20 protein-coding genes are annotated in these 22619 nt (G+C 37.9%); 5 read left to right on the top strand and 15 right to left on the bottom strand.

The window, feature by feature from the left end:
• Positions 1–203: 203 nt before the first annotated feature.
• The 6 genes from JUJ52_RS15365 to JUJ52_RS15340 form a co-directional block, all read right to left on the bottom strand.
• A complete protein-coding gene (locus JUJ52_RS15365) occupies positions 204–905 on the bottom strand; it encodes a LutC/YkgG family protein (protein WP_026682459.1) in 702 nt (233 codons plus the stop codon).
• Positions 905–2329 carry a LutB/LldF family L-lactate oxidation iron-sulfur protein gene (locus JUJ52_RS15360; RefSeq protein ID WP_205389491.1) on the bottom strand — a complete coding sequence of 475 codons (1425 nt, stop codon included), beginning with the start codon at positions 2327–2329 and terminating at the stop codon, positions 905–907. The genes JUJ52_RS15365 and JUJ52_RS15360 overlap by 1 nt, the downstream gene beginning before the upstream one ends.
• Positions 2326–3063, bottom strand: a complete 738-nt coding sequence (locus tag JUJ52_RS15355) for a (Fe-S)-binding protein (RefSeq protein ID WP_205389490.1) — start codon at positions 3061–3063, stop codon at positions 2326–2328. Before JUJ52_RS15355 ends, JUJ52_RS15360 begins: the two co-directional genes overlap by 4 nt.
• A gap of 43 nt (positions 3064–3106) precedes the next feature.
• Positions 3107–3820: a FadR/GntR family transcriptional regulator gene (locus tag JUJ52_RS15350; protein ID WP_205389489.1), complete on the bottom strand. Its 714-nt coding sequence runs from the start codon at positions 3818–3820 to the stop codon at positions 3107–3109.
• Between the two features lie 83 nt (positions 3821–3903).
• A complete protein-coding gene (locus tag JUJ52_RS15345) occupies positions 3904–5490 on the bottom strand; it encodes an L-lactate permease (protein ID WP_121604422.1) in 1587 nt (528 codons plus the stop codon).
• 229 nt (positions 5491–5719) lie between these two features.
• Complete coding sequence (locus tag JUJ52_RS15340; protein ID WP_205389488.1) at positions 5720–6814, bottom strand: citrate synthase/methylcitrate synthase; 1095 nt, start codon at positions 6812–6814, stop codon at positions 5720–5722.
• Positions 6815–6924: 110 nt separating this feature from the next.
• Between JUJ52_RS15340 and JUJ52_RS15335 the strand changes: the two genes are divergently transcribed.
• The gene (locus tag JUJ52_RS15335; protein ID WP_026682453.1) at positions 6925–7806 is read left to right on the top strand and encodes a LysR family transcriptional regulator; all 882 of its coding nucleotides are present in this window, start codon (positions 6925–6927) and stop codon (positions 7804–7806) included.
• Positions 7807–7936: 130 nt separating this feature from the next.
• On the opposite strand, the gene JUJ52_RS15330 is transcribed toward JUJ52_RS15335, so the two are convergent.
• Together JUJ52_RS15330 and JUJ52_RS15325 are read right to left on the bottom strand one after the other, a co-directional pair.
• A complete protein-coding gene (locus JUJ52_RS15330) occupies positions 7937–9484 on the bottom strand; it encodes a BCCT family transporter (protein WP_026682452.1) in 1548 nt (515 codons plus the stop codon).
• 259 nt (positions 9485–9743) lie between these two features.
• Positions 9744–10565 (bottom strand): squalene/phytoene synthase family protein, encoded by an 822-nt coding sequence (locus tag JUJ52_RS15325; RefSeq protein WP_026682451.1) that lies wholly within the window; start codon positions 10563–10565, stop codon positions 9744–9746.
• A gap of 392 nt (positions 10566–10957) precedes the next feature.
• Here JUJ52_RS15325 and JUJ52_RS15320 point away from each other — a divergent pair, with 392 nt between their 5' ends.
• The gene (locus tag JUJ52_RS15320) at positions 10958–12112 is read left to right on the top strand and encodes an MFS transporter (RefSeq protein WP_026682450.1); all 1155 of its coding nucleotides are present in this window, start codon (positions 10958–10960) and stop codon (positions 12110–12112) included.
• A gap of 69 nt (positions 12113–12181) precedes the next feature.
• Here the strand turns inward: JUJ52_RS15320 and JUJ52_RS15315 are convergent, their stop codons facing one another.
• Both JUJ52_RS15315 and JUJ52_RS15310 read right to left on the bottom strand, forming a co-directional pair.
• Complete coding sequence (locus JUJ52_RS15315) at positions 12182–13231, bottom strand: DUF3900 domain-containing protein (protein WP_121604420.1); 1050 nt, start codon at positions 13229–13231, stop codon at positions 12182–12184.
• A 233-nt stretch (positions 13232–13464) separates the two neighbouring features.
• On the bottom strand, positions 13465–13617 hold the full coding sequence (locus tag JUJ52_RS15310) for a hypothetical protein (protein ID WP_161629284.1): 153 nt from the start codon (positions 13615–13617) through the stop codon (positions 13465–13467).
• 261 nt (positions 13618–13878) lie between these two features.
• Between JUJ52_RS15310 and JUJ52_RS15305 the strand changes: the two genes are divergently transcribed.
• From JUJ52_RS15305 to thrB, 3 genes are read left to right on the top strand one after another with little or no spacing between them, the layout of a single operon-like run.
• Positions 13879–15207: a homoserine dehydrogenase gene (locus tag JUJ52_RS15305; protein ID WP_205389486.1), complete on the top strand. Its 1329-nt coding sequence runs from the start codon at positions 13879–13881 to the stop codon at positions 15205–15207.
• Positions 15176–16237, top strand: a complete 1062-nt coding sequence (gene thrC, locus JUJ52_RS15300; protein ID WP_205389485.1) for a threonine synthase — start codon at positions 15176–15178, stop codon at positions 16235–16237. The genes JUJ52_RS15305 and thrC overlap by 32 nt, the downstream gene beginning before the upstream one ends.
• A complete protein-coding gene (gene thrB, locus JUJ52_RS15295) occupies positions 16234–17151 on the top strand; it encodes a homoserine kinase (RefSeq protein ID WP_121604418.1) in 918 nt (305 codons plus the stop codon). Before thrC ends, thrB begins: the two co-directional genes overlap by 4 nt.
• Positions 17152–17218: 67 nt before the next feature.
• On the opposite strand, the gene argF is transcribed toward thrB, so the two are convergent.
• The 5 genes from argF to JUJ52_RS15270 all read right to left on the bottom strand — a co-directional run bounded on the left by argF (position 17219) and on the right by JUJ52_RS15270 (position 22610).
• Positions 17219–18187: an ornithine carbamoyltransferase gene (gene argF / locus JUJ52_RS15290; protein WP_051388417.1), complete on the bottom strand. Its 969-nt coding sequence runs from the start codon at positions 18185–18187 to the stop codon at positions 17219–17221.
• Between the two features lie 866 nt (positions 18188–19053).
• Positions 19054–20247, bottom strand: a complete 1194-nt coding sequence (locus JUJ52_RS15285) for a class I SAM-dependent rRNA methyltransferase (protein WP_026679767.1) — start codon at positions 20245–20247, stop codon at positions 19054–19056.
• Between the two features lie 206 nt (positions 20248–20453).
• The gene (locus JUJ52_RS15280) at positions 20454–20921 is read right to left on the bottom strand and encodes a GNAT family N-acetyltransferase (RefSeq protein ID WP_026679768.1); all 468 of its coding nucleotides are present in this window, start codon (positions 20919–20921) and stop codon (positions 20454–20456) included.
• 13 nt (positions 20922–20934) lie between these two features.
• Positions 20935–21339 carry a VOC family protein gene (locus JUJ52_RS15275; protein WP_205389731.1) on the bottom strand — a complete coding sequence of 135 codons (405 nt, stop codon included), beginning with the start codon at positions 21337–21339 and terminating at the stop codon, positions 20935–20937.
• A 494-nt stretch (positions 21340–21833) separates the two neighbouring features.
• Positions 21834–22610: an enoyl-CoA hydratase-related protein gene (locus tag JUJ52_RS15270; RefSeq protein ID WP_228089019.1), complete on the bottom strand. Its 777-nt coding sequence runs from the start codon at positions 22608–22610 to the stop codon at positions 21834–21836.
• Positions 22611–22619: the final 9 nt, after the last annotated feature.

Below are 22619 nucleotides of genomic sequence, written 5' to 3'. Positions count from 1 at the left end.
GAACAAACTAGACATTTACTGGAATTCGATCCCTCATTTACCAAATATCACTTTTTATTTATTACTGGAATTGGGTCTTACTACAGTTATATGTGGATAAATTAGCTCTTCTTTATTTAGCCTGTGTATAATTTAAAAATAAAAAACTTCCCAATAGCAAGTCATCTAGTTGACCATCTAAAGAGAAGTTTATTTGGATACTATCAATCAACAACGATATAGGTTGCCTTAATTGGACCATGAACACCCACAATTAAGTTCATCTCAATATCAGCACTATTACTAGGTCCAGAAACAAAACTTACACAAGAAGGCACGTCTTCTCCTTGTATAGTAGCTTCGTGAAGCCGTTTAGCAGCCTGAGTCATCCTTGGCACAATTGTATTTTTCGGTATTATAGCAATATATGTTTTCGGCAGCAGACTAATAGATCTCCCATTATTCTTATTATTTAATAAGGTTATAGTTGCAGACTCTGCCAATGTTATATCACTAAAAGAGATACCTACATCCGCCCGCTCCGCAATTCTTTGATTTTCTTCACCTATCGTATGATCCCATATATGAACATCTAGTTCTTGATTAAACTGTTCATATATCTCGTCCAAACCGTAAATTTTGTTGCGCTTATCATTTGAAGCTATAATCGATTTCCCTTCATAACGATTAATTGTCTCCTTTAACACATTAGCTAATTTATTCCGCTCTGTTTGAATAAAATCCGTATGAATGACGTTACATTGTTCCTGTAAAACAAGAATAAGGTCTTCCGTCGAATATCCGTTTAACACCTCATATTGTGGTTGAACGCTATAGGTTGGTCTTATCACTTCATCTGTTCGGCGAGGACGTCCAAGGTTATTAGCTAGATTATTTAAAAACTTATCTCGATTATGGATTGCCATTATGCCTCACCTTCTTTCTGACGATTACTCCACCAAGCGCGAAACGATTGTTTGGGGGGCGCTGGAAAATCTCTAACATTTGTCCATCCTTTTAATGGTCCAGGGCCATTTTCGATATTTTCATCTTTAGTCCAAGGCCGCAATGCTGTTCGAGCCATTTTCGTACTTAATTTATATGCCGCTGGATTAGATGCCCATTGGGCAAATCCCTTCATCATGACTTTTTCCGCTAATGGGGATTTCTTTTCCTTTTCCACTATAATTTGACGATGACGAATTAACTGCTCATGTAGCGGTATCTTGACTGGACAGGCCTCTGTACAAGCTGCGCAAAGCGACGACGCGTATGGCAATTCCTTGTGATTTTCATAACCATCCAGTAATGGTGTTAGTACAGCACCAATTGGACCAGGATAAATCGAATTGTATGCGTGTCCACCAACATGACGATAAACCGGACAAACGTTAATACATGCAGCACAACGAATACAGTGTAACGCCGATTGAAACTCGGTTCCTAATATTTTCGATCGTCCATTATCAACAATAACCAAATGATAGTCATCTGGTCCATCAATTTCACCCTCAAGCCTAGCGCCGGTATATGAAGTGACATAACTAGTTAACTTCTGACCGACAGCAGCCCTTGTAAGTAAACTAACTAGTACCTCCATATCTTCCCATGTTGGGACGATTCGTTCCATTCCCATTACCGTAATTTGTGTATCGGGAAGGGCCGTTACCATTCGAGCATTACCTTCATTAGTTACTAGTGTGATAGCACCTGATTCTGCGATCGCAAAATTACAGCCTGTAATTCCTACATCTGCGGAAAGAAAATCCCTTCGCAGCTGTTCACGTGCGAAGGCTGCTAATTCTTCAGGTGAATCTGATTTATCATAACCACGTTTCTTTATAAAGGTTTCGCGAATTTGTTCTTTATTTTTATGCAATGCAGGTGTAACTATATGTGATGGTGGATCTTCGTCTAATTGCAGGATCCACTCTCCTAAATCTGACTCAACTACCTCTGCCCCTATCTTTTCTAGGCTATGATTCAGACCAATCTCCTCAGTAACCATTGATTTCGACTTGACAACTTTTTTTGCTTTCTTCTTTTTCACCACATTTTCAATGTAGTCATTTGCTTCATCTGCTGTTTCTGCAAAAAATACATTTCCACCGCGTTTAGCCACTTGGTCACTTAACTGCTGCAAATAATAATCAATGTTTTCTAACGTATGTGTACGAATTTCCGAACCAAGCTGCCTCCATTCTTCCCAATTACCAAGCTCTTCTGCTTGTGACAACCGGCCTGATCGAAAACGTCCTTGGGCAGAAGAAACAGCTTGACGCATAAAATCATTTTCGATTCCCTTATTAATACGATCTTTATACGAAGCATCTCCAATTTTTATACTCATGCTATTCCTCCCCCTTGCTCATGCGTATTTAAAATTTCTGTAATATGAACTACTTTCACGTCCTTCCCCTCTCGCCGCATTCTTCCACCAATATTCATTAGACAACCCATATCTCCGCCGACTAGATATTCAGCTTTTGTTTCTGAAACATGCTGCGATTTCTCTTTTACCATTTCTCCAGAGATTTCAGGGTTTTTAACTGCGAATGTCCCACCAAAGCCACAACAGTCCTCTTTAACCGGTAGTTCAATAAACTCCACACCCTTAACGTTTTTTAAGAGTGTTTGCGGGGCGTCCTTCACTCCTAATAACCTCGTCATGTGGCAAGATGGATGGTAGGTAACTTTTCCTTTAAATGTTGAACCCAAGTCTGTTACACCTAAAACTTCTACCAAAAATTGAGTGATTTCATAGCTCTTGTGAGCTAGTTCAATGGCTGTTTGTTCCCATTCTGGATCTCCCTTAAAAATAGCAGGATATTCTTTAAGCATACCGACACAAGAACCTGACGGGCCTACAACATACTGCGAATCTTTGAATGCTCGCATCATTTGTTTCATTGATTTTTTTGCTTCTTGCAAATAGCCGCTATTATAAGCAGGCTGACCACAGCATGTCTGGGCGGCAGGGAAATCTACTTCACATCCCACTCTTTCTAGAATTTCTACCGTGTTTTTACCAACATCAGCAAAGATAATATCACTTACACAAGTAATGAATAATGATACTCTCATTATCTTTCACCTCTAACTATTTTCTCTATGACCGAGGCTATTCTTAATCCAAATCAAGATTTTTAAATAACAGTTTTTCGACCTTCTCTAAATGATCATACATATAATCTCTGGCTCTATCAGGCTGTCTGTTCTTTATTGCTTGATAAATTCGTTCATGCTCTGCTAATAATGCATCTGCTCGATCTTCCGAATAAAGCAGAAGACGACGTGCCTCACGAATTGTCTCGGACATCAATTCAGAAACACTTCCCATTAAGTTTATTAACAGATCCATGTGTGTAGCTTGTGCAATAGCTATATGAAAATCAGTATCAGCACTTTCTGCTAAGACATCATTTCCCTTTGCATTTCTCATCACATCTAATACTTTTTGCATTTGGATTAGATCAGCTTCCTGATAACTGCTAGCAGCAAAACCTGCTGTACCTACTTCAAGAATCTTTCGGACCTGGTACAATTCTTTTACATCGTTTTGTTTCATTAAAAATGCAGTACTTACTGGTAAGGTAAATCGCTTAGGATCAAACGTTTTTACATATGTCCCCTCACCTTGATGCATCTCAACTAGACCCATTGACCGCAAACCGCTTAGTGCTTCACGTATCGCTGACCGCCCCACATCAAAATTTTTCGCTAGTTGTTCAACCGAGTCTAGCTTATCACCTGGCTTTAATTGACCACTTTTAATCATATCTATTAAAGAATCAGCTACTTGCTCGTAGATTTTCTTAGTTTTTATACGTTTATATTCCATGCTTTCAGCTCCTCATCATTTGAACCCATTTTACTGGATAGCTATGCTTTTGAAAAGCTGACCAAGCTAGATATAAGGTAATGTTAGAACAATTGAAGCATGATAAAACTAGCGGCACCCACTAGTAACCCATAGATGATTGCTGGTGCCAATGTTTTTCGTATTATTTCTCCTTCTTTCCCTGATAATCCAACAACAGCACTGGCTGCAACGACATTATGAACACAGATCATATTACCAGCTCCAGCTCCAATTACTTGCGCTGCAAGGACAGCGTTTACATCTAATCCAACCTGATTTGCTACATTGAATTGGATCGGAGAAAATGTAAGCGTTGAAACAGTTGCACTACCAGTAATAAACGCTCCGAGTTCACCTAAAAATGGTGCTACTAAAAACCAAATAGACCCAAGTGAACTCGCAAATGATTCTGCTATATATTGTGGCATGCTCACTAAATCATTTACATTTAAGCCAGAGTTTGTAAACACATGAACCATCGCAAGCGTCGTTATTAATGATATTGCTGTCGTTTTCATCGTTGATAAGGATTGCTTGGAAGCATCCATAAAGGTTCGAAGTTTATTACGATGAATAATAACAGATAGCATTGCCGCAATAGCTAGGATTGTCCCTGGCGAATACAAGAACTCCCAACTTGACTCAATTCCCGCTATTCCAAAAATAGTCGTCCACGAGAGATCAATCGCCGTTTGTGTAAATTCTGTTAGCCAAGGTACGATACGAGTTAGTAATAATAAAGCTACAACGATGATGTACGGAAACCATGCAGCAACTATACCCATTTCTGACTTCTTAGTAGAAGGTTCAAATCCTTCTTGTAACGCATCCTGCCATTTATTTTTCGGCAATAACCACCCTTTTTTAGCTGTTAAAGTAGCTACTATTAATGCGGTCAATGACGCTAAAATTGCTACAAATTCCTGCCCAAATGTTACAGCATATAATAAGGCAGATCCTGTATAGGTTATACCTATGAGCAATGTCCATGGCAACATAGGAAATGCATCCTTGAAACCTTTACCTTTTCCAAAAAATACAGTCATAATCACGATTAACATAAACGGGATAAAGGTTCCCGCAAATATATCAAGTGTTGTTATCTTTATTCCTATCTCTTGAAAGAAGGTAGAATTCGCGTTCGGGATATTACTTAACCCCACAGCTACAGGAGTTCCCACAGCACCAAATGCTACGGCAGAACTATCTGCAATTAAAGCTAAGGTTGCTGCTGCCAACGGCTGAAATCCTAATGCTATCATCAATGGCCCTGTTACCATCGCTGGAGTCCCAAATCCTGCTGCCCCTTCAATAAGAGATCCAAACAAAAAAGCCACGATAATAACCTGCACGCGCATATCCCCAGAGATGTTTTGAAAACCTTGATTAATCCGATCAACTGCCCCAGTATTTCGTAGTGTATTTAATAACACTAATGCACCAAATAAGATCCATAAGATCGTAAGCGTTTTATGTGTCCCCTGAAGAATAGAAGAAATAATAATCTTCCCTTCCATTCCCCATACAGAAATCGCAAACAATATAACGATGAGTGCACTCCATGTCATCCCTTTAGTAGCTGGAAATCGTAAAATAACAAGAAAAATAAACGGTGCAATGATTGCACTTAATGCAACTAGTAAATACATCAACCCCCTCTCTCCCAATAAAGCGATTACATTACACAACTAGTAATAAGGTCATCTGATGACCTTATTACTAGTTTACTTAATATTTGATAGGGATTCAATGTTTTTTTGTCACGATAACACGATTTTGCACTTTTAAAGCCTAGTCTTTCCCATATAACGGGAAAAATTAGGCCTATGATCTTCTACCACCGCTTCTTTCATATTATTTTTATTGTAACCAAGAGTATTACTGTTTGATTGTTTCCCCAGTATAGTGAGATTGAGGTCTGAATAAGACGTTATTTTCTGATTGCTCTAGAATATGTGCCGTCCAACCAACGACTCGACTTGCGGTAAATGTTGGAGTAAATAAAGCAGGTGGCATATCAATAGCTTTCATAATAGCTGCTGCATAAAATTCGACGTTCGTATATAAAGATCGACCAGGCTTTAACTTATTTAATACACTAATCGCTGTTTCTTCGATATCAATAGCTAAGTCTAACCATTGATCTTCTCCTAACATTTGTAATAGAACTTTTTTCAGGGAAATAGCTCTAGGATCCTTCGTCTTATATACACGATGTCCAAACCCCATTAGTCGTTCGCCATTCATCACTTTTTCAGAAATTACTTTTATTGCGCTCTGGCTAGCTGCGATTTCATCTAATAAAGAAATCACTCCCATAGGAGCCCCTCCGTGTAATGGACCTTTCATTGTTCCAATAGCAGATGTTAAGCTAGATACCATATCAGATTCAGTCGATGCGGTTACTCTAGCTGAGAAAGTAGAGGCATTTAAACCATGCTCAAGTGTAAGTAACATGTAAGTTTCAAGTGCCTCGACATGCACTTTTGGAGGAACAGCTCCAGTTAACATAAAGAGGTAATATTCAACATGGTTAAGCTCTTTAGCTGCATTCTCATCAAAGCTCTTGTTTTCTAGTACACTCTTTCTGTATCCAATGATTGATGGCATCAGTGCTGTTAAGGTAATCGCTTGATCGATGGTAGGCTTCCAAGTCATGTTATTGTTACCCATGCTGGAAATCGTTGTTCGGATAACGCTCATCATGTCCATATTGACTGGAAGGGAGTGAATCATTTTTTTTACATAGGTTGGTAGTTTTCTATTGGACTTAAATTGCTCGGAAAGTTGATGTAATTGTTGTGAGTTAGGCAAGCTTCCATACCATAACAAATAAGCGGTTTCTTCAAATGTTTGCTTTTGAACAAGTTCTTTAACATCATATCCTCTATAAATAAGCTTCCCATTTTGCCCATCAATGTGACTAATAGCTGTTTCTATACAAGTAATCCCTTTTAAACCGTGATAAATCATTTTCTCAACTCCCTTTCTTTTCTTACTTTTATTGTATAAAATAAAATCAATCCAGAAAATTAATTATATTTAAATATAATGATTAATTTTATTAATCAAAGGGGGCAATTATGGAATTTTCTTGGATAAAAACGTTTGTCACCGTTGCAGAACAGCAGAACTTTCGGAAAGCTGCCGAAGTCCTGTATATTTCGCAGCCGTCTGTTACGGTTCATATTAAACAATTGGAAAAAGAGCTTGGTATTCTATTATTTAACCGAACAAATAAAAGGGTAAGTCTTACAGAAGAAGGTAGATGTTATTTAGAAACTGCTCGGAAGCTCCTTAAGGTTTATCAAGAAGGAGGTAAAAAGTTACATTCGATGGCACAAGGATATAAATCGACCTTTCGAATGGCGATCTCACCACTCATTGCTGATACGATTTTGCCGTATGTTCTAAAGCAGTATTTATTAAAGCATAGCAATATCGAGATTTCCGTTATCATATTAGAGTCTAGGGATATTGAGGAAGTAGTCATAAACGAGGAGGTCGATATTGGGCTTTCATGCATGCAAAGCTTTAACCCCCAATTAACAAATGAAATCATCTATGAAGATGAAGTTATTTTAGTGGCACCACATGATGGAATGGACCCTGAATTTGCTCCTCCAATCACGGAAGAAGAGCTATTTAACCAATATCATTTGCTTACGCACAATCACCCAGAGTATTGGGAGAAGCTGTTAAAAAGAATAACGTATATGCATCCATCAGCAAAAACGATGAAAGTTTCCCAAGTTCATATTACAAAAAGATTTATTGAAGAAGGTTTAGGAGTCTCTTTTATTCCCAGATCAACGGTAAGAAGAGAATTATTAGAAGGAAGATTACTTGAAGTGCAATCAGATTTAAGCACATCTCTAAAGGCGAATACGTATGCCATCGTAAAATATCAGCATACTTTAGAAAAAGAGTTTTTGCGTTTTCTAACCTATTATAGGTATATATAGGTTTGATGGTTGTGCATTGAAATAATTTTTAGGCATGGTTTACATCTAAACTCCATTATATTATATACGTTCATTATTATGATGAAACATCACCAAAAAGCCCTTGCCATGATGAGCAAGGACTTCTTTATTATTTATCAACTTTTTTACGCATCTCCCGCTGCCAAATCAACCCTTGTTCAAGCGCCATCGTTCGTGCAATTCGTGGTGCACTCCATAAAGGTGGAAGTAAAAGCAGTGATACTGGAACAGCAGTAATAACAATAGAGTTTTGGATAGAAGTAACACTATCCTCTCCAATCGTTAAGATTGCTATTGTAGTTGCACCAAATATAAGAGCCCAAAACACGCGTAGCCAGCGCTTAGGATGATCATTCCCTGTTATTGTAGCCGCAACGGTATAAGACATCGTATCAGCTGTTGTTGCTACAAATATAATGGATACGATAAGGAAACCAACCCCCATATACATTCCAAACGGCAACTGATCTGTAATAGCCATAACCGCTGCAGGCATACCGCCTTCATTCAAAGCATCTGAAATGGAGCCTGGAACTTTATTTTCGAAATAAACACCTGTTCCTCCAACAATCGAAAACCAAAAATTATTAACGATGGGCGCAACGATAGAAACAGCGATAATTAATTCACGAATGGTTCTTCCACGAGAAATTCTACTAATAAACACAATCAGCATTGGTGCATACCCAATAAACCAGCCCCAGAAGAATATGGTCCAAAAGGACAACCAGCCCTCATCCCCACGAAACATGGTCATTGAAAAGAAATTCTGTAAATGTAAGCCTGTTCCTCCAACAAAAGCATCTATAATAAACATAGTTGGTCCAATAACGAGTACGATTAATGCTAAGAATATGGTAAAACCAACATTATAGCGGCTTAATGTTAGAATTCCTCTATCTACTCCAGTTGCTGCGGAGATAGCTGCAACAAACACTAAAACAATGATTACTATGATACTTACCGACAACGTATTCGGTATACCAAATAAGTGATTAAGACCGTAGGCAATTTGTAAGCCCAAAAACCCCAAAGGCCCTAATGTCCCTGCAACTGTTGCAAAAATAGAAAAAACATCAGCGGCAGAACCAATTAGGCTTTTTTGATATATCCGTTCTCCAAAAATCGGATATAATAATCCACGTGGCTTTAGCGGAAAACCTTTGCTGTAATGTACATACATCATAACGATTACAGCTAGTGTACCTAGAATCGCCCAAGCTAAAAATCCCCAGTGCATAAAGGATTGTGCAAAGGCCGCATACATATTATTAAATTCGCCACCACCGAATAAAGGTGGGGTTGTCATATAATGATACATTGGTTCTGATGCTGCCCAAAAAACACCACCACTTGCCAATAATGTAACCAGAATCATAGCTACCCATTTAAAATAGCTATATTTGGGCTCATCCTGTTTACCTAGTTTAACCTTCCCATACTTTGAAAAGGCAAGTGCTAAACCAATAAAGAAATTACCCAATAATAAAAGCTGCCAATAGGCACCAAATAGATCTGAAGAATACGTAAATAAAGTATTTACTGTATTTCCTACAGCATCTTTATTCCAAAGAGACAGCAGAATAAATAAAATTAATAATCCTCCACTAATGATAAATACCGGCCAATCCAATTTCGTGTTCTTTTTTGAATCCACGTTTTTCCTCCTAATATTATAGGAGCAAGTGCCTGTAATATTTTGCTTATCATTTGTCATTAAAGACCGTTGGATGGATAATAATTATTGCACGATATATGGAAGCAATAATCATGACAAAAACCCACCAGCTTGCTCAATTTTAAACACAGTTGTTGATTATAGGTTTCCACATGAAGTTTGTCAATTATTCATGAACTTGGTAGGTAATTTGCATAGCAAGACTCTTTGGTACATGCATTAAATTATATGAATGTGTTTATTGCTTCATAATCTCGTCAACCGTAGATTCAACCTCATCGCGAGTCATTTTTTCCTGCCCTTTTTCTAGCGCCTTTAATGTCTTATTAGCCAATGCTAAAGGAATCTTACAGAACAGGAGAATATGACGTGTCTTGATATCCTTTATGTACGTCTCTGCATGCCCTAGATTTTTCTTTGCATAAGTAAACATATCAGCACGACTCCAGCCATCGGGAATAAATTGCACACCACGCTGTGCATCTTCCTCTTGATTTCTAAGCATATTTACCGCCTGTAATCCTCTCCCATAGCCAATTGCCAAATCTTGATCCGTTTCTGTTTGATCGTACCAATACCATATGTCTGATAACATCACACCAACTAAACCCGCCACATAGTACGTATAATCATCTAGGTCATCTTTTGTTTTGATAATCCAATTCTTCTCAGTCCAGTCTGCCATACCAAGTGACATAATACTTGTTGACGTTTTTATTTTTGCAACAATATCTTCTGGGCATACTTTCAACCAGTCACCAAGCCGTAATGTAACCTCTGGGAGCACCGATTGATATGGACCGAGTAACTTAAGATAAGCTTCCTCGTCGAATCGATCTGCAGCCAATAACTTTCCAGTAGCTCGTAACAGATACTGTTTTGTTTCCGAATCTAATTGTTCATGGTCTTCTATTTCATCTACTGCTCTCATGCATAAGTATGCAGATCCGACCGTCTTTTTTAACACAGGTTTTAATAACGTAATTGGTATATAAAAGGTCCTGCTCGTTTCCTTAAGAGCACGCATGGCATCCTTTTGTAAATTTCCTTCTTTACGCAACAATGGTTCCTCCTTCAAGTCTATGAGGTAATAAAGTGAAACTTCAATCAGTAAGGGTTTTAATTATCCCACTGATGGTTAATACCACAAGGGTATGACCTAAAGGCCCTTGAATTAATCGGACATTTACTGGCAATCGATCTCCCACTTACCAATATTAGTTTCACTTTAGCTTAAAGTGGGGGCTTACTGCCAGTTATAGTTGGGATAACTAAAGTATATCAAAAAAATAGGATTATTTCTTTTGTCGTACTTAGGTAACAAAAATTCGCAAAATACACCCCAATCTTGTAACCATGTATTCCTTGTCAATTGAAGAAATTGGGATTACTATTGTATAGGAAAACGTTTAAGCATGACTTCGTATCTTCAAATTAGAAAGGCGTCATAGAATGGACAAACGCGTATATTTATTAACTATTATTTCTTTCGTTGTGGGAATGGTTGAATTAATTATTGGTGGTATATTAGACCTCGTAGCTAACGATTTAAACGTAAGTCTAGGAAAGGCTGGACTTTTAATTACAATATTTTCTCTAGTTTTTGCCATTTCCGCTCCAATACTGCTTATTGCCACAGCTAAAATAGAACGAAAACAATTAACATTAATTGCATTACTTATATTTTTAATAGGAAATTTAATAGCCGTTTTTAGCCCTATTTATAGTATGCTCTTTATTGGTAGGATTATTTCAGCAGCAAGTGGGTCGCTACTTATTATATTGTGCTTAACCATTGCTGCAAACATTGGCGATGATAAGTACCGTGGTCGAGCCATCGGGATTGTCTCTATGGGTGTTAGTGGTTCATTAGTATTAGGTGTGCCGATCGGGCTTGTCCTTGGAAATATGTTCGGTTGGAGAGCTCCTTTTGTCTTCATTGTTTTACTATCACTACTGTCTATGATCGGCGTTTATTATTTCATGGAAAAAGTGGAGCCCAAACCACAAGTGTCACTGAAAAAACAAATTCATTCGCTCAAAGAGAGTAAAATCTTACTTGGTCACGCCACTACCTTTTTATATATGGCAGGGCATACGATCTTATACGCTTACCTAACACCATTTGTAAAAGACACCATGCATTTGGGTGGCAACTGGCTAAGCATCATTTATCTTATTTTTGGAATCGCCGCTGTAAGCGGTGGAGGTATTGGTGGTGCATTCTCAGATCAATTTGGTTCGAAAAAAACCATTATATCAACACTTGTTATATTTGCTTTATCCCTGTTAACTATTCCCTTTACAACCTCCATCTTCGCTGTATTTTTAGTTGTCATGATAGTCTGGGGCATGATGAGTTGGGCAATCACACCGGCATTACAAAGCTACCTTATTGAATCAGCACCGGAAACTTCTGATATTCAGCAAAGTCTCAATAACTCTGCATTGCATTTTGGTATTGCATTTGGCTCCTTAGTTGGCGGAATAGTTATCGAACAAGCATCTGTACAGCAAAATGCAGCAATAGGTGGCATCTTCGTCATCCTATCACTTGGTACGATTCTAGTCTCAATGACGAAATCTCAGAAAAGAAGCTATGCCTAAGCCTTTTATATTATTCACCAGACTAACCTAAAGGGTCCCAACATACTTACCTATGTAGGACCCTTTTTACTACTTTCGAGCTAAGACTCGATTTACCACTACTTCAAATTCATCTGGTTTATGAAATTCAATTGGTGAAAAGCCTTTATCAAAACTAATTTGATCTGCTTCAATCATTAACATATATTTTCCGTTCACTTTAGCCAAGTGCAATGTTTCTCCAAAATCAGAAAGGTGTGCTTTAATTGCAACATGGTCAAGCTTCATCTTCAGTTCAGCATCAGGTGTTTGCTCTACTATTTGCGCAGACGCCTCCACCACCTGCTCTGTTGTTAATCGTTCCTGTATCTCCCGTTCTGGAGTAACAGCCCATTCTTCAATAGCTTCTTCAAATTGTTCTTTTTCTTCACTTTCTTCAGGGAATGTCTCCTTAATATGTTCCTGAACCATTCCTATTACTTGTGTCTTCATGATTTCTGGCATGGATTTTTCATAAGACACAAATGGGAGAAAGTCCTCAAAATAACGCGCATGAGATGCTTGATGAACCTTAATCTCTGCCGCGTCCATCATCCCTTCCTCTGGCATAAATGGATATTGAATCGACTTCATATTTTTCGTCGTAATTGCCATTTCAACATTCTCTACTAGGGTTTCCTCATCAGTAATAGTTGCTACTTTCGGTTCAAAATCACATTTCATAATGAAAACAAACGGGTCATCGAAGAACTTGGTCAATTTTGCAGAAGCTATTAACAACGCTCCCCCTCTTACAGCGCTTGTATCCATATACATTTGGGCAATTTGATCAGCCGCCTCTCGAAAATCTTCGGTTGACGCAGAACTTCTCACTTTTTGAAATAAGTTATAATTTGGATTAGAGGTTAATTCATGGCCGGGCTCAACAATAAACCTACCAATCTTTGTTGGAGCGTTTTCTGATTTCGCATGCCGCTCCACTTTCCGTTTGGTAATTCTGGTTAACTCTCCATCTAAAAAATCCTTAAGAGGATTATTATCATATCTATCCTTATCCAATGTCTGAAAGTGCTTTGATCGCTTATCCTCGCCATCCACATGAATAAGATAAAAGGATAAATAATTTATTGAAAACTCCATTTAATCACCTATCTCTTTCTCTGCCTTCCTAAGTATAAAAAGACAATAGAGAGGCGTCAATGAATATAAAATGAAACTTCATTCCGTGGGGGTTTTGTTACCCCTCACGGATGATTAGTACACAAGGGTATGACCTAAAGGCCCTTGAACCAATCGGACATTTACTGGCAGTCCCTCCACCTTTATTTCTTGAAGTGGAGTTTTACTGCCAGTTATATGTGGGACAAATAGCATCATTTGTTATTTTTTCGAAATAAAGCAATAGAAACAATACCAAGACCAAGACCAATTGCTCCCCCAGCTTCTAAATGACCAAACAACATTCCAATGCCTGCACCTAGCAATAAACAAGTAACAAACGTTAATCCGGCTGTTGCATCGCTCATACCATACACCTCCATCACTGACCTACCTTAGACTCAGTTTATTCGCACGACGTAACAAAAGTTAATGAAGTTACAGAATTCCAACTTATTTAAAAGAAAGCTGGGTACTTAGAAAAAACTACTCTGAAGAAAAGAATATGATGACGAAAAAACCACATCTTGAAAAAACGTAACTTTTCTATGCGTACAAAAAATTGACTATTGCTATAGTTCAGTATTCGTGTTTAAATAGCTATTAAACAAAAACGATGAGGTGATGAAGTGGGAAACACGGTTTCTATCGGTCTATTAGGATTAGGAGTAGTCGGTTCAGGAGTCATAAAACTTATTGAAAGTCATCAGGAAGAGCTTATTCACCAACTAGGTTGTGAGGTTAATGTAAAAAGCGTATTAATTCGTAACCTTGAAAAAGCTCGTAATGTAGAAATAGATCGAACGTTTCTCACTACGAATCCTGATGACATAATTAATGACCCGGATATCGATGTAATAGTAGAAGTAATGGGTGGAATTGACGAAACATATCATCATATTTTACAAGCTTTTGCTGCAAAAAAACATGTTGTTACGGCAAATAAAGACCTTGTTGCTTTACATGGCACAGCACTAGAAAAAGCAGCAAGACAAAACAAATGTGATTTCTATTATGAGGCAAGTGTTGCTGGTGGTATTCCCATTTTGAGAGGAATTTCCGACGGACTATCATCTGATCGAATTCAAAAGGTAATGGGAATAGTCAACGGAACTACCAACTACATTCTAACAAAAATGAGCAACGAAGGTGTTTCCTACGAAAATGCATTAATGGAGGCACAAGAACTTGGATTTGCTGAGGCAGATCCAACAGCCGATGTAGAAGGTTTAGATGCGGCTAGAAAAATGGCGATTTTAGGAAGACTAGCATTTTCTACAGATATTGCTCTCGAAGATGTAGAAGTATCTGGTATTAAAAACCTAGAATTGGCTGACCTTCAATATGGTGAAAAATTTGGCTATACTATGAAATTAATTGGCTATGCTCAATGCTCGGATCAACAAATAGAAGTAAGTGTTCAGCCGACACTACTTTCAAAAGAACATCCGTTAGCAGATGTAAAAAATGAATATAACGCTGTTTATGTGTATGGTGAAGCAGTTGGTGAAACAATGTTCTATGGGCCAGGAGCGGGAAGTCTGCCAACCGCAACAGCTGTCGTTTCTGATCTTGTAACGGTAATTAAGAATATGCGCCTCGGTGTAAGTGGTAAACACTCACTTGAAGCAAGATTTGAAAAACATTTACGAAGTTCTGACCAACGTTCTGGACAGTATTATTTACGAATACATGTCAAGGATCGGGTAGGTGCTTTTTCTGAGATATCTACATTATTTAACGACCTAAATATTAGCTTTAAGCGGATTCTTCAGACACCAATTAAAAAACGGGAGTTGGCTGAGATCATTGTTGTTACACATCACACTACGCTTCATAATTTTCAAGATGCGCTAAATCAACTGCACAATTTAGATGTGGTACTGCAGATAAAAAGCTATTATAAAGTGGAAGGAGATGCAGCACATGAATTGGCCGGGACTACTAAAAAATTATAAGGAGTTACTACCTATAACAGAAAACACACCAGCTTTAACATTACATGAAGGCAATACACCATTAATTCATTTCTCTACATTGTCTAAAGAGCTTGGAATAGAACTTTATGGCAAAATTGAAGGCGTTAATCCGACCGGTTCTTTTAAGGATAGGGGAATGGTTATGGCCGTAGCAAAAGCGGTTGAAGAAGGCAGTACGTCAATCATCTGTGCATCGACTGGAAATACCTCAGCTTCTGCAGCTGCTTATGCAGCAAAAGCAGGAATTAAAGCAATTATTGTGATTCCTAAAGGAAAAGTTGCATTAGGAAAATTAGCACAAGCGATTATGTACGGTGCGGAGATTGTGGAAATTGATGGAAACTTTGATGAAGCACTAGCAATGGTACGAAAATTAAGCGAGTCATCTCCTGTTACATTAGTCAACTCTGTTAATCCATATCGCTTAGAAGGTCAAAAAACAGCGGCCTTTGAGGTATGCGACCAACTTGGAACTGCTCCTGATATTCTTTCCATACCAGTAGGCAATGCAGGAAATATTAGTGCATATTGGAAAGGGTTTAAAGAATATAACGATATAGAACAGTCAGGTCTCCCAAAAATGTTTGGCTTTGAAGCAGAGGGAGCGGCTGCTATTGTTCAAAACAAAGTGATTCCACATCCTGAAACTATAGCCACGGCCATACGGATTGGGAACCCGGCTAGTTGGAAGCTAGCAGAGGAAGCAAGGGATGAATCAAAAGGTATCATAAACTCCGTAACGGATGATGAAATCGTAGCAGCTTTCAAAAAACTAGCAGCAAGTGAAGGTGTTTTTGTTGAGCCAGGGTCATGTGCATCTATTGCCGGACTAATTAAACAATGCAAAAAGGGAGTTATTAAAGAGGGGAGTAAAGTGGTTGCAGTTCTTACAGGAAACGGATTAAAAGATCCACAAACTGCAATTGACCAATTAACGATTAACCCTGTTTCACTACCTAATGATGAAAAAACAGTTATGGAGTATTTAGAAAACAAGGTGCAAATATGAATGGCTTTACCATTTCTGTACCGGCAAGTTCTGCAAATATAGGGCCAGGCTTTGACTCGCTAGGTTTATCCCTAGGTCTATATTTAACATTATCTGTAGAGAAGCATAGTCATTGGGAAATCCAGCACCAATCACTTCTATTACCTGACTTTGAAAGCTATGATAAGCATTTTATCTATCAGATTGCAAAAGAAACAGCACATCACTATGGAAAGCAACTGCCACCTTGCAAAGTTACCATCGATAGCTCTATACCATTAGCTCGCGGTCTTGGAAGTAGTGCATCTGCAGTAATTGCTGGCATCGAGCTTGCTAATCAACTGTGCCGCCTACAATTATCGCTACTCGACAAATTAATGCTAGCTACAGAAAAAGAAGGGCATCCTGATAATGTTGCAGCCTCATTAGTAGGAGGTCTTGTAGTAACAGCCTCAACTGCAAATGATAAAATTAACTATTATAAATGGAACAGTCTAAACATAGATATTATTACAGTTATTCCAGATACAGAATTAAAAACGGAAGCCTCAAGAAGCGTACTACCTGAGCATTTCACTAGGAAATATGCAGCAAGTGCTAGTAGTATTTGTAATCTATTTATTGTTGCGCTCACTTCCCATGATTATCATTTAGCAGGAGAAATGATGGAAAATGACCTTTTTCATGAGCCATTTCGTGCTACCCTAATTCCAAAATATACAGAGATCAAAAAGGCAGCGAGAAGTCTTGGAAACTATGGAACTGTGATTAGCGGAGCTGGACCAACAATGCTAGTATTTGCTCCAAAGGGTAAGGGGCAGTCCATCGCAGGTGAATTACAGGGTCAATTTTCTTCCTATAACATTTGCCAAGTGAATATCGACACCCAAGGCATGAAGGTAACATCAGGAAAAGAAGAAGTTGCGGAAAATTGATTCTGCAACTTCTTTTGCTCGTGATTTGCTGTTATTTTCAATGCTTTTTTGCTTATTAAATACTACCCTATTTGCCTAATAGTGCAACCATCAAAGCCTTTTGTGCATGCAGACGATTCTCAGCTTGTTGGAAGACAACAGAATGTACTCCATCAATTACATCAGCAGATACTTCCTCACCGCGATGAGCTGGCAAACAATGCATAAATATTACATCCGATTTGGCAAGCGAAAGTAGACTTCGATTAACTTGATAGCCTGTAAATGCTATTTCTCGTTTTTGTTGTTCTTCTTCCTGGCCCATACTCGCCCATACATCTGTATAAATTACATCAGCTTGCTGAACCGCGTCTTCAGGGCAATCGGAAATTTCTAAAACCGCTCCAGATTCAGAACCAATTCGCTTTGCATTTATAACCACATCAGCATCAGGTTGATAATTTTTCGGTGAAGCAATTGAGAGGCGCATTCCCATTGTTGCCGCACCAATCAAAAGCGAATGCGCCATATTATTCCCATCACCAATATACGCTATTTTAACACCATTTAACTGACCCTTTAACTCTTTTATTGTTTGGAAATCAGCTAAAACCTGACAAGGATGATATAAATCCGTTAATCCATTAATAACAGGGATGCTAGCTTTCTCTGCTAGCAATTCAATTGTTGATTGTGAATATGTTCGAATCATTATACCGTCCACATAAGATGACAACACTTGAGCTGTATCTGTAATTGATTCACCTCTCCCTATCTGGATATCATTGGAACTTAAAAATATACCACTCCCCCCTAATTGATAGATTCCTGCTTCAAAAGAAACTCTCGTTCTCGTAGATGCTTTATCAAATATCATGCCAAGTATTTTTCCTTCTAGATAATGATGGGGAATTCCTTTCCTACGTTCATACTTTAGATTCTCTGCTAAATCTAATAAACTATTAATCTGTTCCTCCGTATAATCAGCTAATGTTAAAAAATTCCGACCATGTAATTCATGAAACTTTGCTGTCGCTCGTTTTATTCCCACTCCCAATTACATCTCCACCTTCCAAATCGTATATGAATTATTATGCAATAAAAAGAATAAACATACAATACGTTTTTCTATTTCGGATCAAAAATAAAAAACAAACGCCATATAAAGTGAAACTTCAATCAGTTGGGGTTTTTGTTTATCCCCACGGATGGTTAGTACGAGAAGGGTGTGACCTAAAGGCCTCGGACATTTACTGGCAGTTGATCCCACACTTACCCATATTGGATTCACTTTATTGCTTGAAGTCGGAGTCTTACTGCCAGTTATATGCAGGTTAGAAAAACTGAGCAAAATTCGCTCAGTCCTTATCACTAAATGCTCAGATTTACGCTTCCTCTAGTAGCTATTATGGAATAATAGCTACTGCTTGACCACCACTCCGGCTGCCCACTTCCCTTTCCGTGGGGGTTGTCCTTCAGGCTAACTTTTTAAGCAAAACCCGCTCAAAAAAGTGGATCTTCAGGTCAAACATTTCCCACAGGAGTTGAAGGATAGCGATTTTCACTTTACCCATTGTAAAAAAAGTCAACTATTACTTATGACAAGAATTGTTGCACCTTCGCATAGCGGAGACTAATTACGTAGACTCCTGCGGGATTAGCGCGAGCCGAAAATCCACTTTGCAACGTGTTCTTCTTTGCAAAGTTAGTTGAGGCCGTGCCCACGGAAAGCGAAGTAATTAGTCGGAGCATTGCCAATATACATCTAACATTTCAAAATAACTACTTGGCTTAACGCAGTCATTGCACTGATTTTATACTTTCTTATCTTTGAACAAAAGCGCAAGCACCCGATTAAAAATGTAGCGACTGGAGTTAATAAAAAATCGCTTCGAACAAAATTTCGAAGCGATTCAGTCAAATTTATCCTAGTTGTATGATTAAGACCTTTAAATAATTTCCTTGAGGGAATCTTTTATCTGTTTGGAAATCAGCTGGTAGCTGAAATTCTTCAAGAATCCTATATGATGTGTTCATCTCACTACATGCTTTGTCTATAAACCCTTTGAATTTTTTCATACCCAAACTTGCATTATTTGTAGATGCAACGATAATACCATGTTGGTTCGTTATAGAGATGGTATCCTTTATCAAAGCTGGATAGTCTTTAGCAGTACTAAAGGTTCGCTTTTTGGACCTTGCGAAGCTAGGTGGGTCTAATATAACCATATCAAAGCTAAGTTGCTTTCTTCGAGCATATTTAAAATAGTCAAATACATCCATTACTATAATATCCTGCTGTTCGAAATCAATACCATTTACACTAAATTGCTCGATTGTTTTTCCTTTACTCCTCTTAGCAAGATCTACACTCGTGGTTTTGGCCGCTCCTCCTAATGCTGCGGCTATCGAAAATGCTCCAGTATAAGAAAAAGTGTTTAGCACCTGTTTATTTTTTGCATATTTATCTCGAATAGCGACTCTCACATCACGTTGATCTAAGAATACACCTACCATTGCTCCATCGTTTAGATAAACAGCGTAATGCATTCCATTTTCCTTTACGATGATTGGAAATTCTCCACGGTTGCCTTTGACAAAATCGTCATCATCAATATAGTTACCTTTTCTATCGAACCGTTTCTTTTCATATATCCCATGATAGTCACCAAGTTCGTCTATCACACGTACAATATGCTCTTTAAATGCATAAATCCCTTCACTATACCAGTTAATCAGATAATATCCAGCGTAATAATCAATGGTAACTCCACCAATCCCATCACCCTCACCGTTAAAAACGCGAAACGCATTTGTATCATCTGATTGATAGAAACCTTTTCTTTTATTTATTGCCGAAAGTAGTTTCTTTTTGAAGAACGAAAAGTTAATGTCTTCATTTAATTTATTGGTCAATATCCACCCAATTCCTTTATTTTGTATACCATAGTAACCTTTTGCTAGAAATTGGTGATTTTTATCCAATAAATGGATAATCACCCCTTCCTGATGAAGTACATCTAAATTACGAACAGCATCTTTTACGATAAGTGGATATCCATTTATATATTGCTTACTATATTTTTCCTTTACATACAATTCAATTACATTTGTCATCGTTTCATCCTAACTAACCTTTTTTCTCATTATCGCACGGAGATTATGAAAGGAAAAGAAAATTATTAACCGGGATCTGTATGACCGATATATCGTAGCATTGCATTTAATTCTCTCCAACTCACAAGCAATGGAATGTTGATTCAACTCTTGTTAATCAACTAATAACCTTTCAATTCAATAGCTTTCATTAATAAACCACCAATCTATGTATCTAAATCTTTACGAACAAATTCTCTTTTTTTATGAAAACCTAATTTTTCATAAAAATTTCTGGCCACATGATTGTCTACCCAATAATCAAGTTCTATACAGTCTACCTTCAATGTATAAGCTATATTTTCTAATTCTATCATGAGCGCTTTGCCATAACCACTACTCCTAGCTGTTTCTTCAATGCTAATTTGATGCACATAAAGTGATTTATATTCTTTGTTAAATGGGGTATTTGATTTTGTCACAATTTCATAGAAAATAAACCCTTTAGCTGTTTCTGCATCAAATAATACTAGAAAATAATTATTTTCATCCTCCATATATGTTTGAAATAGCTCAATCATCTTCTCGTAATTATACGGCTTAAAGTATTCAGGATATAACTGAACATGCAATTCATGAACACCTCTATTTAGTCTAGCAAGCAATTTATAGTCTCTTGAATGCTCTAGCTTCACCTAATGCTCCTCCTTAATTTCCATTACTAGCCACTATTTCTACTTTAATACGGTCAGGATCCTCAAAGAAAACCGCATAATGATCGACACCTCCAGCATAGGGATGCTTATCTAAATAGAGAATAGCAACTCCTCTCGCTATTAATTCCTCTGTAATTTCATCAATATGCTCTTTCGATTCTCCATGAAATGCTAAATGATTAAGACCGATCCTACGCCGATGATATCCATCTTCTAAAAATCTATTATCTGTTTGAACAAAAACAATGTATGTATGCGCTAATATCCAGCTTTGACCCCAATCCCATTTCTGATAAACACTGTATCCTAACTCTTCTAACAACCATCCCCAGAATTGAACACTTTCCTTTAAATCAGATACATTTAATTCAATATGATGCAGCAATCCCTTTGACAATAATATCACTCCTAACTGAAACATTAAAACCATCTATCTTTTCTATTACGATTTCTACCTCTTCCATACTTCTAATCGATCAAATAAAGTTCAATTCGTGGGGTTTTTTTATCCCCCTCGGATGATTAGTACCACAAGGGTATGACCTAAAGACCCTTGAACCAATCGGACATTTACTGGCACTCCACTTATCCATATTGGTTTCTCTTTATTGCTTGAAGTCGGGGGCTTACTGCCAGTTATATGCGGATAAATTGCGAAGAGTCCCCTGTTTACCTCTAACCAGCTCGATAAAAACTGCATTACTTGAGTTAGGAAAACCAAAGGCTCGTTTATAACGTACAATATATATCAAAAAACTGAATGCTGCGTAGCATCCAGTTAGTTATTCCGCCATCTCCATGAATTAGAAGCTAAAGTCTCAAACCACAAAGTCTAGTTATACAAAGAGGGGAAACGGGAAATGAAAGAAAATCCCGGTGTTGAATTCTACTTTACTTTCCCTGAAATTTTGGCTTTCTCTTTTCCTTAAAAGCAAGTAAAGCTTCGATCCTATCTTGAGTTGGAATAATAGATTCATAAGCATTTGCCTCAATAGCTAATCCGGAATGGAGATCGATATTACTTCCTTTATCAATAGCGAACTTCGCCTGATTTACAGCTAATGGAGCATTAGCAAGAATTTCATCTGCTAAAGAACTGGCTTGATCCATTAATTCTCCGTGTTCTACAACTGAATTTATTATTCCCCACGTTTCAGCAACTTTAGCTTCAATTCTCCGAGCAGTCAAAATCAATTCTTTGGCTTTAGCCGGACCTACTAGTCTAGCTAACCGCTGTGTACCTCCTGCTCCTGGAATAATCCCCCAACTAACCTCGGTTAGACCTAGCATTGCATCATTTACTGCTATTCGAAGATCACATGCTAAAGCTAGTTCAAATCCACCTCCAAAAGCGTGTCCGTTTATTGCAGCAATGGTCGTCTGTGGCAGTTCATCAATTTGTAAAAATACTCTACGAATCTTATTTACATTCCTTCTAACTTCAGCTTCAGATAACCCTCGTCTTTCCTTAAGGTCTGCACCAGCACTGAATGCTTTTTCACCTGAACCTGTAAATATAACTACATGTATGTCTTGTTTACGTTGTAGGTTACGTACCGTTTTATCCAACTGCTGTAACATATCATAATCAAAGCAATTTAATACTTCTGGTCGATTCAGTATAATGATTGCTAATGAACCTTTCTCTTCCACAACTACTTTATCCATCTTCCTCCT

The sequence above is a fragment of the Virgibacillus sp. AGTR genome (assembly GCF_016919725.2).
Classification (GTDB): domain Bacteria; phylum Bacillota; class Bacilli; order Bacillales; family Amphibacillaceae; genus Virgibacillus; species Virgibacillus salarius.
The sequence above is the reverse complement of the archived record's forward strand: the minus strand, read 5'-3'. Positions and strand labels throughout refer to the sequence as shown.

Coding starts and splice junctions, on each gene's coding strand:
- JUJ52_RS15360 (WP_205389491.1), bottom strand. CDS start 2,329: ATGAGTATAAAAATTGGAGATGCTTCGTATAAAGATCGTATTAATAAG.
- JUJ52_RS15350 (WP_205389489.1), bottom strand. CDS start 3,820: ATGGAATATAAACGTATAAAAACTAAGAAAATCTACGAGCAAGTAGCT.
- JUJ52_RS15335 (WP_026682453.1), top strand. CDS start 6,925: ATGGAATTTTCTTGGATAAAAACGTTTGTCACCGTTGCAGAACAGCAG.
- JUJ52_RS15340 (WP_205389488.1), bottom strand. CDS start 6,814: ATGATTTATCACGGTTTAAAAGGGATTACTTGTATAGAAACAGCTATT.
- JUJ52_RS15355 (WP_205389490.1), bottom strand. CDS start 3,063: ATGAGAGTATCATTATTCATTACTTGTGTAAGTGATATTATCTTTGCT.
- thrB (WP_121604418.1), top strand. CDS start 16,234: ATGAATGGCTTTACCATTTCTGTACCGGCAAGTTCTGCAAATATAGGG.
- JUJ52_RS15285 (WP_026679767.1), bottom strand. CDS start 20,247: ATGACAAATGTAATTGAATTGTATGTAAAGGAAAAATATAGTAAGCAA.
- JUJ52_RS15310 (WP_161629284.1), bottom strand. CDS start 13,617: ATGAGCGATGCAACAGCCGGATTAACGTTTGTTACTTGTTTATTGCTA.
- JUJ52_RS15270 (WP_228089019.1), bottom strand. CDS start 22,610: ATGGATAAAGTAGTTGTGGAAGAGAAAGGTTCATTAGCAATCATTATA.
- thrC (WP_205389485.1), top strand. CDS start 15,176: ATGAATTGGCCGGGACTACTAAAAAATTATAAGGAGTTACTACCTATA.
- JUJ52_RS15365 (WP_026682459.1), bottom strand. CDS start 905: ATGGCAATCCATAATCGAGATAAGTTTTTAAATAATCTAGCTAATAAC.
- JUJ52_RS15315 (WP_121604420.1), bottom strand. CDS start 13,231: ATGGAGTTTTCAATAAATTATTTATCCTTTTATCTTATTCATGTGGAT.
- JUJ52_RS15345 (WP_121604422.1), bottom strand. CDS start 5,490: ATGTATTTACTAGTTGCATTAAGTGCAATCATTGCACCGTTTATTTTT.
- JUJ52_RS15320 (WP_026682450.1), top strand. CDS start 10,958: ATGGACAAACGCGTATATTTATTAACTATTATTTCTTTCGTTGTGGGA.